A 15828-nucleotide genomic window follows, 5' to 3' on the forward strand; every position below is an offset into this window, starting at 1 on the left:
CCTCACCCCGTGCTGAACTCGGCATCGATGACGTCGTCGTCCTGGCCGCCACCGGCCGGGCCGCCCGGCTGGCCACCGGACTGGGGTGGCGGGCCGCCCGCCGCGCCCAGGCTCTGGTACACCTGCAGCAGCTCGCCGGTCAGCGACCGCACGCGCTCCAGCGGCGCCTCCTCCTTGACCGCCTGGCGGGCATCGGCGACGAGCGTCTCGGCCCGGGCCTTCTCGTGGACCGGCACCGCCTCACCGAGCTCACCCAGCCGGTGCTCCACCTGGTAGGCGGCCGAGTCGAGCTCGTTGCGGGCGTCGATGAGCTGGCGCAGCTGGGTGTCGGCGTCGCGGTGCCGTTCCGCGTCGGCGACCATGCGCTCGATCTCGGACGTGTCCAGGTTCGAGGTCTCGCTGATCGTGATGCGCTGCTCCGCCTCGGTGTCCTTGTCCCGCGCCGTCACGTTGAGGATGCCGTTGGCGTCGATGTCGAACGTGACCTCGATCTGCGGTACCCCACGCTGAGCAGGCCGGATGTTCTCCAGCCGGAACCGGCCCAGGACCCGGTTGTCGGCGGCCCGCTCGCGCTCGCCCTGCAGCACCACGATGTCGACGGCCGGCTGGTTGTCCTCCGCGGTGCTGAACACCTCGGTCCGGCGGGCCGGGATCGTGGTGTTGCGCTCGATGACCTTCGTCATCAGGCCGCCCATCGTCTCCACGCCCAGCGACAGCGGCGTGACGTCCAGCAGCAGTACGTCCTTGACCTCACCCTTGATGACCCCGGCCTGGATAGCGGCGCCGAGCGCGACCACCTCGTCCGGGTTGACCGTCATGTTCGGGTCCTTGCCACCGGTCAACCGGCGCACCAGTTGCTGCACGGCCGGGATCCGGGTCGATCCGCCGACCAGGATCACCTCGTCGATGTCGTTCGCGGTGATCTTCGCGTCGGCCATGGCCTGCTCAACCGGGCCGAGGCAGCGTTCGACCAGGTCCCGGGTGAGCTCGTCGAACTTGGCCCGGGTCAGCGTCATGTTCAGGTGCTTGGGCCCGTTGGCGTCGGCCGTGATGAACGGCAGGTTCACCGTGGTCTGGCTGACCGAGGACAGCTCCACCTTCGCCCGCTCCGCCGCCTCGAACAACCGCTGCAACGCCTGCGGGTCGCGGCGCAGGTCGATGCCGTCGGAGCGCTGGAACTCGTCGGCCAGGTAGTCGACGATGCGCCGGTCGAAGTCGTCCCCGCCCAGGTGGGTGTCGCCGGCCGTCGCCCGTACCTCCACCACGCCGTCACCGACGTCCAGGAGGCTCACGTCGAACGTACCGCCGCCCAGGTCGAACACCAGAACGGTCTCGTGCTGGTGCTTGTCCAGCCCGTAGGCCAGGGCCGCCGCGGTCGGCTCATTGATGATCCGCAGCACCTCCAGCCCGGCGATGCGACCGGCGTCCTTGGTCGCGTGCCGCTGCGCGTCGTTGAAGTACGCCGGGACCGTGATGACCGCCTCGGTCACCCGCTCGCCCAGATACTTCGAGGCGTCCTCCACCAACTTGCGCAGTACGAGCGCGGAGACCTCTTCAGGCGCATAGAGCTTGTCGCGTACCTTGAACCGCACGGCACCGTCCGGCCCCGCCACCACGTCGAAGGTGACCGCGTTGAGCTCACTGGCCACCTCGTCGTACCGCCGGCCGATAAAGCGTTTCGCCGAGTAGATCGTCCCCTTGGGGTTCAGGATCGACTGCCGGCGAGCGAGCTGGCCGACCAACCGCTCACCCTGCTCGGTGAACGCCACCACCGACGGCGTCGTCCTGGACCCTTCCGCGTTCGGGATAACCGTGGCCTGACCGCCCTCCATGGTGGCGATCACCGAGTTCGTCGTACCGAGATCGATACCTACTGCCTTTGGCATGGTCGTACCCTCCGCGTCCTAGGGCGCCCGTCAGTGGTGGTCAAGACCTTCCGCAGCCGTCCTGCCTGTTTTGAAGATGTCGAAGCCGTGTTCCCGCCTCGTCGAGCGGCAGGGTGTGGGCGGTGATCCGGGTCGGGCGATCTCGCCGCGCTCGGCGCGTCGCTGCAGCTGCTTCATGGAGCGCTGCGCGTTGCGCTGGCCGGTGCGCGGGGTCGGCGACCAGTTCAGCCCCGCGCCGGCGGGAAACGTGCCACGCCCGGACCCAGACTCATCCGGCCGAACCTCGCCCCGCCGCGCCGCTGTACCTCGTCTGCCTGGCCGTCACTGCTTCTCAGGCCGTCAGTCGAGTCACGGTGGCTTCCGCATCGGATCGATAGCATTCGAGCGTGCCGTCCCTGGCAACCCAGATGCCGCTGACCAGAGCGAGCTACCCACCGCAAATCCACCTAAACCAGTGGCACTCCCACGGTTCCGGTGGGACTACCGCGACGCCGACTTGGGGCGCAATGAGAACATAAGAGGGTTTTGCGATGATTTGGCGTTCTCGCTTGGATCGCCAGGGCGGCGTACACCTGACCGGCCCGGACGGCGACCCAAGTCCTTCCGGCCTGATCGCGTTGTGCCGCGGGCAGCCTGCGCTATTGCGGCGTGCACACCCGGTTGAGGGGAATGACGAAAAGATCCGTCGAGCCGCTCGGAGGGCCGGAAAGAGCACGGTAGTTGGAGTTGATGTCCTTGCTCAATGCCGCGCTCGTGGTGGGATCGAGCAGCGCCACGTGAGCATAGCGGACACCGACATTGGCATCCTCGGTCTTATCCTCACGTCCCAGCGTTATTCCGGCCACATAGAAGGTGCCGTTCGCGCGGTCGATTGCCGCCGGCCACGGGTACCAGGCCGTTCCCTCCTCGACGAAGATCCACATTTCGTCACGCTCGCCCTGGTGAGCGTCCGGACCGGTGATGGCGACCCTGGCTCCGACCGACAGCGGAGGCGAGTTCCTGGTGAACAGCTCTGCCTTGACGGTCACCATCTCGCAGTTCGGGCCCACCGTCGCCTGTGCGGAGGTGGAGGCGGCCGTGGGAGTAGCAGCGGTGAGAGGAGTGATCACTGTGGCGGGCGGCGAGCCTTCGGCGGGACCGGGGCTGGGATTGCGGGCATAGAAGTAGATCCCTGCCGCCAGCAGGGCCACGCCCACCACTGCGGCCAGGCCGCTGAACCATCCGCGTTGAGGGCCTTCGGCGGCACCATCAGGAACGAGGAAAACACGAAAGCCGAGAGCGCCAGCGAGGAACGCTGCTCCCGCGATAACCAGGGCAGCGGGAACGTTTGCGTCACTCAGTGACATGGTCAGATCTCCAACGGTCATGTGCCGGGACACCTAACTGTCTGGCACAACCGCACCCGATGGAAACTGTCCTTCCTGTCGGCCCGCGAAGTCATGCCGCCAAAACCCAACCGCCGCCGGACGAGAATGTGTACCCGGATAGCTGGTACATCCACCGCGTCACACCGCGCACCGGCTGCCAGGCCGGGTCCGCGCCGTCAGGGACGCGTAGAACTCCAGGTGACGTTGGGCGGCCGCGGCCCACGTGTGGCGGGCGGCGAGTGCCTGCCCGGCAGCGCGCCGGGCACGGTCGTCACCGCCGTTCAACGCTTCGCGCAGCGCCGCCGCGAGACCGGCCGGGTCGACGGCGAAGCGGGCGGCGCCGCCGAACACCTCGCGCAGCACCGGCAGGTCCCGCACGACCAGGGGGACGCCGGCGGCCAGGGCCTCCATGGCGGCCAGCCCGAAGCCCTCCTTGACCGATGGGAAGGCGAACGCGGCCGCCCCCGCCACCAGGTGCGGCAGGTCGGCGTCGTCGACGGTGCCGAGAACGACCGGCGCGACGTCCAGTTCGGCGGCGCGACGCTCCCAGCGCGCCCGGTAGTCGCGGTAGTCGAAGAGCGTCTCGCCCCCGGCCACCACGAGCCGGACCGACGGATCGGCGGCACGCAGCAGCGCGTACGCCTCGAGGAGGTCGAGCGAACCCTTGCGCGGCTCGATGCCGCCCACGGTGAGCACGTAGCGGCCGAGGCGCTCGCGCCAGCCGGCGCCGTCCGCGCCCGCGAACCGGTCGAACGCCACGCCGTTGGGAATCACCGACGCGGTCAGTCCCCAGCCCGCGCGAAGCTCATCCGCGACGGCCGCCGAAACACAGATATGGGCGTACGGCGTGACGATCGCCCGCTCGTGGCACTCGGCCAGCTCGGGAGTGGTGAACTGGTCGAGGTGGTGCACGGTGCGCACGCACTCGCCGACGGCGTTCGCGCTGATGCAGTCCTGGGCGTGCACGACGTCGTACGGGCGGGGATCGAAGGCGGCCCGCAGCGTGGCGATCGACCGCAGGACCCGCTCGCCCACCGTCTCGTCGGGCGGCCCGTCGGGGAACGGCAGGACACGCAGCCGCACCGCCGGATCGACCGGGCGGTAGAAACCGGTGTCGCCGCCCCGGCCGAGCGTCCAGACGGTGACGTCCTGGCCGGCGGCGGCGAGCGCCTCGGCCAACGCGAGGGTGTGCACGACCCCACCGCGCGGCTTCGTGGAGTAGCTGAGCAGCGCGATCCTCATGGGTGCGTCCGGTAGGCGGCAGAGCGCAGCTCGTCGAGGTGGTTGAGGATCCGGCGGGCGCGGTCGAGCTCTCCGGCGACGTCGACCTCGGCGACCGCGAGGCCGGCCTTGCCGAACGTACGGGCCAGGATCTCCCCGCCCGGGCCGACCACTTTGGACTGGCCGAGGAAGCGCAGGCCGGCCAGCGTGCCGGTCTGGTTCGCCGACGCGAGTACGACCTGGTTCTCCGCGGCGCGTGCCTGGTCGTAGAGGTCGAACAGCCGGGCCTGGCGGTCCTGCGCCATCCGGGGGGCGCGGTTGGTCACGCTGGTCGGCCACGCCGACAGGCACCCGATGATCTGTGCGCCGTCGAGTGCCAGACTGCGGGCGGCCTCCGGGAACGTCTTGTCGTAGTCGATGAGCATGCCGAGCCGGCCCGCCGGGGTGTCGAACGCGTCGAACCGGTCGCCGGGCGCGTACGCGACGGTCTCGCCGGCGGGCAGGTGCACCTTACGGTGCCGGCCGAGGACGCCGTCGCCGGTGACGCAGACCGCGGCGTTGTAGCGGACGTGGCCGTCCGCCTCGCAGTAGCCGACGCAGACGGTCATCTCGGCGGCGAGCCCAGCCACGCGCGCGATGAGCGGGTCGTCGGGCTTGAGCGCGGGAGGCAGCGCGTCGGGGTCGGGGTGGCGCAGGTCCGCCAGGTAGCCGCCGAGTGCGGCGTTGGGGAGGACGAGCAGGTCGGCGCCCTGCGCCCGGGCGTCGTCGATGAGCTTGCCGATCCGGGACAGGCAGAATTCGAGGTCGCGCCCGAAGTGGGCGGCCGCGGCCGCGATCCGCACCGGTCGACCGGTCATGCCCCCACCGCGTAGGCGTCCGGGCGGCGGTCGCGCAGGTGGCCCATGGCGCGGCGGGCGGTCTCCAGCGCCCGGGCGACATCGAGGTCGGCCACCGCCATCCCGGCGCCGACGCCCGTGTCGGCGAGCACGTCACCACCCGGCTCGACCACCTTGGCGCTGGCGACGAAGCGCAGCGTGCCGAACGTGCCGGCCTGGTTGGCGGACAACCAGACGATCTGGTTCTCCAGGGCGCGGGCCCGGTCGAACAGGTCGAAGCGCCGCTTCCAGCGGTCCTCGGCGAGGTCGGCGGGGGCGTTGGTGCGCGAGCCCGGCCACGCCGAGACGCAGACGCCGATCTGCGCGCCGTCGAGGGCGAGGGCCCGCGCGGACTCGGGGAACGCCTTGTCGTAGCAGATCATCATGCCGATCCGGCCCACCGGCGTGTCGAAGGCGCGGAACTGGGCACCGGAGGCGTAGCTGGCGTCCTCGCTGAGCGGCTGGTGGACCTTGCGGTGGTTGCCGAGCACGCCGTCGCCGGTCACGCAGACCACGCTGTTGTACCGCAGGTCGCCGTCCGCTTCGCAGTACCCGGCGACGACGGTCATCTCGCCGGCCAGCGCCGCCAGCCGGCGGATCTCCGGACCGTCGACGGCCAGGGCGGGCGGCCCGTCGTCGAGGTCGGCGCCGTCGTCGAGGCTGAGCAGGTACCCGCCGAGACACGCCTCCGGCAGCGCCAGCAGGCGGACCTCCCGGGCGCGGGCTTCGGCGACCAGGCGCGCCACGACCTGGAAGTCGGCCTCCAGGTCGCGGCCGAACGCGGCGGCGACGGCGGCCATCCGCATGGCCGTCATGCGCGTCCCAGCCCGGTCACGGCGCTGACCGCCTCGGTGATCTGACCGTCGGGCCAACGCAGGCCGACGCCCGTACCCGGGGTGAGCTCGCCGCAGGCGGCGCTGACCGCCGGCCCGGCGCTCGGCGCGGGGCGGCCCGGCACGTCGGCCGTGACCATGGCGTAGCCGGGGAAGCAGGTGAGCCAGTCGCCCACGGTGGCGGTCGCGGGACGCGGCACGCTCGCCACGTCGAGGACCGCCGCGCAGCCACTGGCCTCGGCCAGCATGCCGAGGGTCCCGACGATGCCGGCCATCGAGACGTCCTTGGCGGCGGCCGGGCGGGCGGCGGCGACCGCCCCGGTCATCGCCCGCAGGTCGACCGTGCGGCGGTGGCTGGTCGAGTCCCACTGCCGGCCCCGGTAGCCCGGCCGCCAGCCGCCGCCGAGGTCGGCGGTGAGCCGCACGGCGTGGCCGGGGCGCCCGCCCCCGCCGGGGACCGGGTCGGCCGTGCGGCCGAGCGCCGTGACCGCCAGCGCGGCGGGCACGCCGAGCTGCGTGTGCCCGCCGAGGACGGGCACGTCCCAGGCCTGTGCGGCGCGGCGCAGGCCGGCGAGGATCCGGGCGGCGTGCGAGCGGTCGCGCGCGCCGACGGCGTCGAGCAGTCCCACCGGGGTGGCGCCCATCGCGGCGAGGTCATTGACGTTGACCAGGACCGAGCACCAGCCGGCCCACTCCGGGTCGCTGTCGACCATGGACGGCAGGATCGCGTCGCAGGCCGCGACCAGGTCGCTGCCGGGTACCGGCGCCCCGTCGTCGCCGACGAACCCGGCACCGCCCGGCGCGAGGCCGGCCAGCAACGGCCCGAGCGCCGCCTTCGTGGCGCTGGCGTGCGCGCGGATGCGCCCGATGGGCCACCGGACCAGAACGTGCGGGGTGCCGGCCACGACGGTCGACCGGATCGGGATCCAGCCGAGCCGGCGGAACAGCACCTCGTTGCGGGCCTGCACCCGCGCCTCGAAGCGCAGCACGCCCTCGGACTCGGCGCGGGCGCACGCGGCGCGGACCAGCGCGGCCCCGACGCCCCAGGTGCGACGGGCGTCGCGGGCGACGACCAGGCGACCGCCGTGCCACCAGCCGAGGTCCGGGCCGCCGTCGACCGGTCCGAGCCGGACGCCGCCGACGACCCGGCCGCTCGTGTCGCGGGCCACCAGGACGACCGTGCGCGGGTCCTCGTCGCGGTCGTCGAGGTCGTGCCCGGCGAAGATACCCTGCTCGTCCACGAACACCTCGTGGCGCAGGCGCCGGTACGCGCGCTCGGCGGCGGGGTCGGCCGGCTCGATGTGGAACGCCTGGCGACGTTCGGGTGCTCTCCGGTCTCCCTGCGGCAGCAGGGTCTCACAGATCTGCATGGTCATCCGCCGGCGGGCCGCAGGACACTGCAGGCGCCGCAGGCGGCACAGCCCGCCTGCTGGTCGACGCCGGACATGCCGGCCGCACGCAGCCGGGCGGCCACCCGCTCGGTGACGTACGCGAGCACGGCCGGGTCGGGCGCGCCCACCCCGTCGCGGGCGGCGAGGGTGCCGCGCATCGGCCGCAACGGCACCACGAACGGGTACACGCCCCGGTCGATGAGCCGGCCCGCCCCGGCGATCAGCTCGTCCGGGTCCTCGCCGAGCCCCACCAGCAGGTACGTGGAGACGCGGTTGCGGCCGAAGACGCGTACGGCCTCGTCCCACGCCTCGTCGTACCGGGCCAGTGGCACCGTGGACTTTCCCGGCATCCAGGCGCGGCGCACCCGGTCGTCGAGGCTCTCGGCGTGGATGCCGATCGCGGTGGCGCCGGCCGCGTGCAACTCGCCGATCCACGCCAGGTCGGCCGGGGGTTCACACTGGACCTGGATCGGCAGCCCCGGCACGGCCGCGCGGATCGCCCGCACGCTTCGGGCGAGGATGCGGGCGCCCCGGTCGGGACCGGTCGTCGTGCCGGTGGTCAGCACCATCTGCTTGACGCCGTCGAGGCGCACCGCCGCCTCGGCGACCTCGGCCAGCTGATCGGGCGTCTTCGCGGCGACGGTGGACCCGGACGCGAGCGCCTCCTCGATCGTGCAGAAGCGGCAGCGGTCGGCCTCGGCGTACCGGATGCAGGTTTGCACGACCGTCGTGGCGAGCACGTCCGAGCCGTGCAGCCGCGCGATCTTCTCGTACGACACGCCGTCCGCGGTCGTGAGGTCGTAGAACCGGGGCCGGCGCACCGGGGTCAGGGTGAGGCCCGTGTCGTCGTCGCCGAGCCAGACCCGCCCGTCGCGTACGGAGTATGGGCTTTCGGGGTTGGTGGGCAGCGCGGCGTTGGCACCGTCGACGAGTACGTGGTCGTCGCCGCTGGGTCCCGCGCCGTCCGGCCGGCGCAGGCTGTCCACCCGGACGCCGTGCAGGGCCAGTTCGGCGCGGGTCAATATCCGCACATCCACTCTCGTGCCGGTGCCAGCGCTCACGGCGACTCCTAGAACATGTAGGTGGAGTTGATGATCGCGCCCTTGCGCGCGTAGTGGATCAACGCGTCCTGCACGTCGAGCGGGTGCGTGGGGATGACGCCCTCAATGAGGTCCTCCTCGCGCGCGCCGTGCAGCGACAGCCCGAACCGGCAGCAGAAGACCTTGCCGCCCTCGGCGATGAACGTCTTCAACGAGTTGTTGATGTTGTGCTCGCCCGGGAAGGCCGAGTTGCCGGTGGTCGGGAAGCCGCGGGTGGCCAGGCAGTTCAGCGAACCCGGCCCGTAGAAGTAGATCGCGGACTCGAAGCCCTTCCGCAGCGCGCGGGTGGCCTGCAGGATCGCCACGAAGCTCACCGACGACTCGTGGGCGATGCCGTGCACCAGCGTGAAGTAGGTCTCCCCGTTCTCAGCCTTGTAGTCGGGGAACACCTTCGTGGAGCCGTAGATGTTGGAGCCGTCCGGCAGCGACGGGTGCGGGATCTCGTCGAGGCTCTGCTGCTCAAGTTCGCTGAGCTCGGTCACGTTCTCTCCTTCGGGTTGATTCTCATCAGGGGTAGAGCGCCGCGAACGTGTCGCGGAAGATCAGGTCGCCGAGGGCGCCGCCGCCGGTCGCGGCCGCCATCCGGGCGTACTCGCCGGCGAAGTCGCCCCACGGCTGGTCGCTGGCGAACAGCACCCGGTCGCCGCCGATGCCGCGCCGCTCGATCTCGGCGGCCAGCCAGTACGGGGTGAAGCCGATCGCCCACGACAGGTCGGTGTAGACCCGCTTGCCGGCCGCGATCCAGTCGAAGAACCGGGAGCCGGCGAGCTTGATGTGCCCGCTCATGCCGCCCCCGAAATGGACCAGATGCACGGGTACGCGGTCCGCGTACCAGTCGACCAGGTGCCCCACCTCGTCGACGTCCGACGCGGCACCGGGCGAGGTGTGTACGTGAACCACGAGGTCGTGCTCCCGCGCCGTGGCGAAGATCCGGTCAAGGTGCGGCCGGCACGCGGGATCGGTGGGCCGGCCGCCGAGCAGGAAACTGACCTTGAGCGCGCGGACACCGTCCTCGCCGGCCAGGGCCAGGGCACGTGCGGTGCGGTCGGCGTCCTCGGGGCGCGGCGACACCCACAGCCCGGCGCGGATGCGATCGTCGCGCTGGGCGGCCTCGATGACGAGCTCGTTGAAGCCGAACGCGACGTCCGGGTCCGGCACGCCGTAGTTCGGCAGGACCAGAGCCCGGTCGGTGCCCTCCGCGTCGAGGTCGGCCAGCAGCGCCCTGATGGTGGCCCGGGCGGTGGTGTCCGGGTTGACGGGCGGCCCGCCGTAGAACGGATAGGCCGGCAGGACGCCGAGGTGGCGGTGTGCGTCGGAGACCATCGCGTCACCCGACCGGCAACGCGACGTTGAGATCGGCCGGCGCCCCGGTGAGTACGCCGCACACGTCCGCCAGCCGCCGCGAGGCGTCGATGTGGCCCGCCAGGAACTCGGCGTCGCGGCCCACCGCCTCGAACCGCCCCGAACCCCAGCTGTGCTGCCACGGCAGGCCCAGGAAGTACAGCCCCGGGCAGCTCGTGGCACCGCGCCGGTGCATCGGGTACCCGCGCCCGTCGAAGGCCGGCACCTCGATCCACCGGTGGTCGCGGGTGAACCCGGTCGACCACACCACCGAGGTGATTCCCGCTTCACCCAGGTCGAGCGTCCGAGGATGATCCCGCTCGGGCCGCCAGACGGGCGTGTAGCGCGCCTCTTGCGGAGCGGTGATGCCCTGCCTTTGGATATGCGCGTCGATGGCGTCCTTGATGCCGTCGGCGACCGCGTCGGCGTGGTCGAGGTTCGCGGCCAGGTCATTGGCGAACGACAGACGGGTGTTGGCGATGCCGATCAGGCGGCCGTAGAGGCGCATGCCGTCGCGGGCGAAGGCCCGCAGGTCGATGTCGCGTCCACCGTCGCGGCCGGTGACGTAGTGGTTGGCCCGCACGCGCACGGCGTCCGCGTCGGCGAACTCGTCGATGCCCTTGGCGTAGTGGCCCATGTCGTCGAGCCACGCCACACAGTCACGGCCACGGTAGAACCGGGCGACCCGCGGCGCACCGCCCACCGCCAGATGCACCTCACGGCCGGCCAGGTGCAGGTCCTCGGCGATCTGGCAGCCCGACTGGCCCGTGCCCACCACCAGCACCGCGCCCGGCGGCAACAGCGCAGGGTCGCGGTACTCGCTGGAATGCAGCTGCAGCACGCCGTCGGGCAGGCGCTCGGCCATCCGCGGCACCGACGGCATGTGGTACGGCCCGGTGGCCACCACGACCTGGTCGGCGGTCAGCTGGCCGGCGGTCGTGACGAGCTCGAACACGCCCCTGGGATCCCGGCGCAGGCGCGTCGCGCGTACTCCGGAAATGATCGGCGGATCGAACGAGGCGGCGTAGTCCTCCAGGTAACGGACGATCTCGTCGCGGAGCATGAACCCGTCCGGGTCGGGTCCCTCGTAGGGAAAGCCGGGCAGCCGGCACTGCCAGTTCGGGGTGACCAGGCAGAAGCTGTTCCACCGGCGGGTACGCCACTCGTGCCCGATCCGGTTGGCCTCGATGACCAGGTGGTTGATGCCGCGCTGGCGCAACCAGTAACTCATGGACAGGCCGGCCTGGCCGCCGCCGACCACGACCACAGGGTGATGCGTGCCCGCGACGCTCACGGTGCTTTTCTTTCGTTCGCGGTGGCAACGCCGTGGGCGTCGGTGAGCGCGGTCACCGTGACCGTCGCGTCCGGTGGGTACGCCGCGGCCGCGGCCTCGATCTCGGCGAGCTGCTCGGCGGCTGACGTGCACCCGAAGCCGTACCGGGCGCGGACCCGCTCACTCGCGATGGCGAGCGCCTGCCGGCTGCGGTCCAGAAAGGCGGCCACCGGGTACGTCCCGCCCGGGACGAAGAACTCCTCGACCACCGTGGACGGGGAATAGCAGCGCTGGTCAGCACCGTCCGGCCAGCGAACCAGGAAGTACATCTCAGGCATGGCGACCTCCTGAGAGTTACTTCAATGGCTGACCGTTTCCGACCAACGTCATCCGGAACAACGCGCCGTTACTTAGTCCTCACGGGGTCCGTAGCCGGATCACATCGCCCTGACCAACCACCAGGTGGCGCCGTCCACGTGGGACTCCTCCGTTGGTTCGCTGGCGCCGACCGGCCCTGGTCACCGTCGAAGCGCGACTGTGGCCGCTGTCGCACGACTGTGGCCGCTGTCGCACGACGGTGGAACGCCGTGGCGAGCTGCGCCAGCCCGGGGCACGTTCTGGCGGCGCGGTCAACCCGGATCCGGCCGTCCCGGGCCGCTCCGTCGGTCAGCCGGCGCGTCGCGCATCAAACTAATGTGTCACGCAGCCATGCAAGTTTCCTCACCCGCCGCGCACTTGTTGATCAAGATGCTAGCTGCGCCGGGGAGGCGATCCACTGTGGATGGTGCGTCGGTTGAAGCAGGCGGGGGCCAAGGGGGCGTTGCGATGCAGGTGACCGCCGGCAACGACACCGACCGGGGTGGCCGCCGCGGAACGGCGTCTCCGGGCCCCCGCAAATGCGCAGGTTAGAGGAAGATATGGCGAAATAGGGCCCGCCGGGCGCGGACACAGGACGCCTCCACCCGGGGATTTGTTTCAGCTAGCATCTGCCCGTGATCCCTCATCCAGTGCGGCCGATGTCTGCCTGTCTGACAGCGGCCGACGCGACCCGTGGACGGCGCGGGTGACCGCCACTACCACCGCCGAGGCGGACACATCCGAACCGGTCCACGACGCCGCACCTCGACGACTGTGGTCATTGCTGCCGCTGGTGGCCCTCGGCGCGGTGTTCGCCGGGCTGATCGGCTTCGTGGCGACCCGGGCCGGGGATTACGGCCGCACCTTCGATGAGCCCTTGCAGGACGCCTACGGCGAGAGCGTCTTCAAGTGGTACCGCACGGGTGGCGCCGACCTGTCGTTCCAGGACTTTCCCTCGTACTGGTACATGCCGGAGCACGGCGTGTGGTGGGAGACGGTCATCGCGGCCTTCCAGCACGCGTTCGATTCGCACTGGTACACGAGGTCGGTTCTCGGTGGCGTAATCATGATCTTGGGCGTCGCCGCCGTGGCCGCCTGCGGCGCCGAGCTCGCCGGCCGCTGGGGCGCCCTGGTCGCCGCCGTCGGCATGGCGCTGTATCCCCGCTACACCGGCGCCGGCTTCACCAACTCCAAGGATGTGCCGCTGGTGGCGCTCATGGCCTTCGCAGCCTGGGCCATCCTGTTCGCGATGCGCCGGTGGAACGGTCGTCTCGGCTGGCGCCTGTTTGACTGGGTCCTCGTCGGTGTCGCCATCGGGCTGGCCACCTCGCTGCGCATTGTCGCCGTCATCTGGTTCCCGGTCCTGGGCGCGGTCTGGCTCGGTTGGTGGGTCCGCAACTTCCGCGGTGCGCGCGCCGAGCGAACCTGGGCCGCGGCCCTGTGGCGGCAGGCCGTCGCCGCGGTGGTGGTCTGCGTCGTGGCCTATGGGACGATGCTGGCCACCTGGCCGTACCTGTTCCTGAACCCGGTGCACGGCCTGTTCGACGCGTACCAGGTCATGTCCCACTACGACTGGCAGGGCACGGTCCTGTACCTGGGCGAGGACCTGCAGGCGGCGACCGAACTGCCGTGGCACTACCTGCCGGTGTGGTTCGTGATCGGCTCGCCGCTGCCGACCATCGTGCTGTGCGGCCTCGGCCTCGGGTTCATCGTCGCCGACCTGCTGAGGCGTCGAGTGGACGCGCGGCTGCTCGTCGTCGTGGCGCTGCCCGCGATCACCATCGCCACCATCGTCATTACCCGCCCCACCATGCTGAACGGGTTCCGGCACACCCTGTACGTCGCCGCGTTCCTCGTCCTGCTCGCGGCGTATGCCGTGGTGCGGACCATGCGGGCGCTGCACCGCCACGGCCGGCGGGCCGCGTTCGTCGCCGCCGCCGTCGTACTGGTGGCCAGCCAGGCGGAGGTCCTCGTGTCGGCCCTGCGCCTGCATCCCTACGAGTACATGTACTTCAGCCCCGTCGTCGGCGGCTACGCCGGCGCGCACGAGGACTTCGAGACGGACTACTGGTTCGCGTGCCAGAGCCCGGCGCTGGAATGGCTCATCGCCCACCACAAGGAATACTCCGCCAACCCGGAACCGAGCGTGGACGCGATGCAGGCCGCGGTATGGGGGTTGCCGGAAAACAACTTCACCAGCTCCGACACGCCTGACTTCGTCGTCAAAAGCGGGCGCGATATGCCGGCCCCGGAGTACCGGGTGATCCACACCGAAGAGATCCAGGGCGTCACGCTGTGCAGGGTCGCCGTCCGCAACGGCTGACCCGATCCGGCTGCCCTGGGCTAAGAGCCAATAGTCTGCATGACTCCTATTCGAAAGTAGCGGGAACACTATCGGAATACATTGACGGTTTTGACTTCTCATCCGGAGAATGCGGCCAGCGGCAAGTTCCTACGTCCCGCCGCCATTCTGTAGGGGAGAACAGTCATGCCTCGTCATCTCGGCCCACCCGACAAGATTCCGAGTCGTCTTCGAACGCTGCTGGTCCTGAGCGCGACCGCACTTCTCGGCACGACTCTCGCCGTGACGATCCCCACCTCCGCGAATGCGGCGACCAGCCTCGGCGCCGGCGCGGCCCTGCGCGGTCGCTTCTTCGGCACCGCCGTCGGTGCGACCAACCTCAACGACGCGACATACAGCTCCCTTCTGGCGACCGAGTTCACCATGGTGACGCCGGACAACGAGTTGAAGTGGGAGTTCACGGAGCCGAGCCGTAACCAGTACACCTTCGTCAAGGCCGACGCCATCGCCGCACGGGCCGAGGCCCTCGGGGTACCCATGCGCGGGCGTGTGCTCGTGTGGCACGCGCAGCTGCCGGCGTGGGTCAACGTCATCGCCTCGCCGACCGAGCTCACCGCCGCGATGCAGAACCACATCAACATCGTCATGGGCCACTACAAGGGCAAGATCCACTCTTGGGAGGTGGTGAACGAGGCCTTCGCCGACAACGGCAGCCTGCGTCGCAGCGTCTGGAGCGCGACGCTGGGCAGCAACACCAGCTGGATCGAGACCGCGTTCCGCACGGCCCGGGCGGCCGACCCGGCCGCGAAGCTCTGCTATTCCGACTACTTCATCGAAAGCTGGGACAACCCCAAGACCCAGGCCGTGTACGCGATGGTCCGCGACTTCAAGGCCCGCGGCGTACCGATCGACTGCGTGGGGTTCCAGGCACACTTCACCTCAACCTGGCCCGTACCGGGCAGCTTCCAGACCACGCTGCAGAGCTTCGCCGCCCTCGGCGTCGATGTCCAGCTCACCGAGCTCGACGTCGCAGGCTCCGGCGCCGTGCAGGCGACCAGCTTCAGCGCGGCCGTCGCCGCGTGCCTGGCGGTGTCCCGCTGCACCGGCATCAGCGTCTCGCAGATCCGCGACTCCGACTCCTTCTACAGCAGCACCACGCCCTTGCTCTTCGACCGGTACGGCGCCAAGAAGCCGGCGTACGACGCGGTCCTGTCCACGCTCTACCCCGGCCCCGTCACGCCGCCCGCGCCGAGCACCTCGGCCCCGGTCACCAGTCCAACGGTCACCAGCCGACCGCTCACCTTCCCGCCGGTCACGACCGAGGCGGTGCCCACCACGTCGGCGTCGGGTCAACCTGGCGGGTGCACCGCAACGTACCGCCTGGTCAGCGCATGGCAGGGCGGCTTTCAGGCCGAGGTGACCGTCCGCAACAACAGTGCCGCCACCATCTCCAGCTGGACCGTATCGCTGGGACTTCAGAGCGGACAGTCGACGAACAATCTCTGGAACGGCGTCCCCAGCGCGACATCCGGAACCATCGCCGTTCGCAACGCGCCGTACAACGGCACGCTCGCGGGAAGCGGCACGACCACGTTCGGATTCGTCGCCACCGGTCCCAGCACGCCCGCGCCCATCCTGAGTTGCAGCACCCCTTAACCGGGCACACTTCAGATCGAGCGAAACTGCCGCCAACCGGGCTCGCCCGGTTGGCGGCAGTTTCGGCTGGCCGGTGAACCAGTCAATGCCAGGAGACGGCATCATTGGGTACTCCTGAGGGACGATAAGCACGGCGCCACGCCGCAGATCAGATCGAGATCGGCGGGTGGGGAGCCTTGGCATTCGAACCGTTCGCCGATCACCGCCCCGGGGGTATGCCGTCGCG

General features: G+C 70.7%; 13 protein-coding genes. 2 read left to right on the plus strand and 11 right to left on the minus strand.

Annotation, left to right across the window (positions count from 1 at the left end; genetic code table 11):
- Positions 1 to 2: 2 nt before the first annotated feature.
- The 11 genes from dnaK to ABD191_RS04735 all read right to left on the minus strand — a co-directional run bounded on the left by dnaK (position 3) and on the right by ABD191_RS04735 (position 11625).
- Positions 3 to 1886 carry a molecular chaperone DnaK gene (gene dnaK / locus ABD191_RS04685; protein ID WP_344077180.1) on the minus strand — a complete coding sequence of 628 codons (1884 nt, stop codon included), beginning with the start codon at positions 1884 to 1886 and terminating at the stop codon, positions 3 to 5.
- Between the two features lie 638 nt (positions 1887 to 2524).
- Positions 2525 to 3232, minus strand: a complete 708-nt coding sequence (locus ABD191_RS04690; RefSeq protein ID WP_344077182.1) for a hypothetical protein — start codon at positions 3230 to 3232, stop codon at positions 2525 to 2527.
- A gap of 159 nt (positions 3233 to 3391) precedes the next feature.
- Positions 3392 to 4495 (minus strand): MSMEG_0565 family glycosyltransferase, encoded by a 1104-nt coding sequence (locus ABD191_RS04695; protein WP_344077184.1) that lies wholly within the window; start codon positions 4493 to 4495, stop codon positions 3392 to 3394.
- Positions 4492 to 5331 carry a carbon-nitrogen hydrolase family protein gene (locus ABD191_RS04700; RefSeq protein WP_344077186.1) on the minus strand — a complete coding sequence of 280 codons (840 nt, stop codon included), beginning with the start codon at positions 5329 to 5331 and terminating at the stop codon, positions 4492 to 4494. The genes ABD191_RS04695 and ABD191_RS04700 overlap by 4 nt, the downstream gene beginning before the upstream one ends.
- Positions 5328 to 6164 (minus strand): carbon-nitrogen hydrolase family protein, encoded by an 837-nt coding sequence (locus ABD191_RS04705; RefSeq protein ID WP_344077188.1) that lies wholly within the window; start codon positions 6162 to 6164, stop codon positions 5328 to 5330. The genes ABD191_RS04700 and ABD191_RS04705 overlap by 4 nt, the downstream gene beginning before the upstream one ends.
- Positions 6161 to 7552: an MSMEG_0567/sll0787 family protein gene (locus tag ABD191_RS04710; protein ID WP_344077190.1), complete on the minus strand. Its 1392-nt coding sequence runs from the start codon at positions 7550 to 7552 to the stop codon at positions 6161 to 6163. Before ABD191_RS04710 ends, ABD191_RS04705 begins: the two co-directional genes overlap by 4 nt.
- 2 nt (positions 7553 to 7554) lie before the next feature.
- Positions 7555 to 8634: an MSMEG_0568 family radical SAM protein gene (locus ABD191_RS04715; RefSeq protein WP_344077192.1), complete on the minus strand. Its 1080-nt coding sequence runs from the start codon at positions 8632 to 8634 to the stop codon at positions 7555 to 7557.
- Positions 8635 to 8642: 8 nt separating this feature from the next.
- Positions 8643 to 9155 (minus strand): MSMEG_0572/Sll0783 family nitrogen starvation response protein, encoded by a 513-nt coding sequence (locus tag ABD191_RS04720; protein ID WP_344077195.1) that lies wholly within the window; start codon positions 9153 to 9155, stop codon positions 8643 to 8645.
- A 25-nt stretch (positions 9156 to 9180) separates the two neighbouring features.
- The gene (locus ABD191_RS04725) at positions 9181 to 9996 is read right to left on the minus strand and encodes an amidohydrolase family protein (protein WP_344077197.1); all 816 of its coding nucleotides are present in this window, start codon (positions 9994 to 9996) and stop codon (positions 9181 to 9183) included.
- A 4-nt stretch (positions 9997 to 10000) separates the two neighbouring features.
- The gene (locus ABD191_RS04730; protein WP_344077199.1) at positions 10001 to 11308 is read right to left on the minus strand and encodes an MSMEG_0569 family flavin-dependent oxidoreductase; all 1308 of its coding nucleotides are present in this window, start codon (positions 11306 to 11308) and stop codon (positions 10001 to 10003) included.
- On the minus strand, positions 11305 to 11625 hold the full coding sequence (locus ABD191_RS04735) for an MSMEG_0570 family nitrogen starvation response protein (protein ID WP_344077201.1): 321 nt from the start codon (positions 11623 to 11625) through the stop codon (positions 11305 to 11307). The genes ABD191_RS04730 and ABD191_RS04735 overlap by 4 nt, the downstream gene beginning before the upstream one ends.
- A 725-nt stretch (positions 11626 to 12350) precedes the next feature.
- Here ABD191_RS04735 and ABD191_RS04740 point away from each other — a divergent pair.
- Both ABD191_RS04740 and ABD191_RS04745 read left to right on the plus strand, forming a co-directional pair.
- Entirely contained in the window at positions 12351 to 13967 is a 1617-nt protein-coding gene (locus tag ABD191_RS04740) for an ArnT family glycosyltransferase (RefSeq protein WP_344077203.1), read from the plus strand.
- 165 nt (positions 13968 to 14132) lie between these two features.
- A complete protein-coding gene (locus ABD191_RS04745; protein ID WP_344077205.1) occupies positions 14133 to 15602 on the plus strand; it encodes an endo-1,4-beta-xylanase in 1470 nt (489 codons plus the stop codon).
- Positions 15603 to 15828: the final 226 nt, after the last annotated feature.

Origin of the sequence: Luedemannella helvata, assembly GCF_039528415.1 — a bacterium.
GTDB lineage: Bacteria > Actinomycetota > Actinomycetes > Mycobacteriales > Micromonosporaceae > Luedemannella > Luedemannella helvata.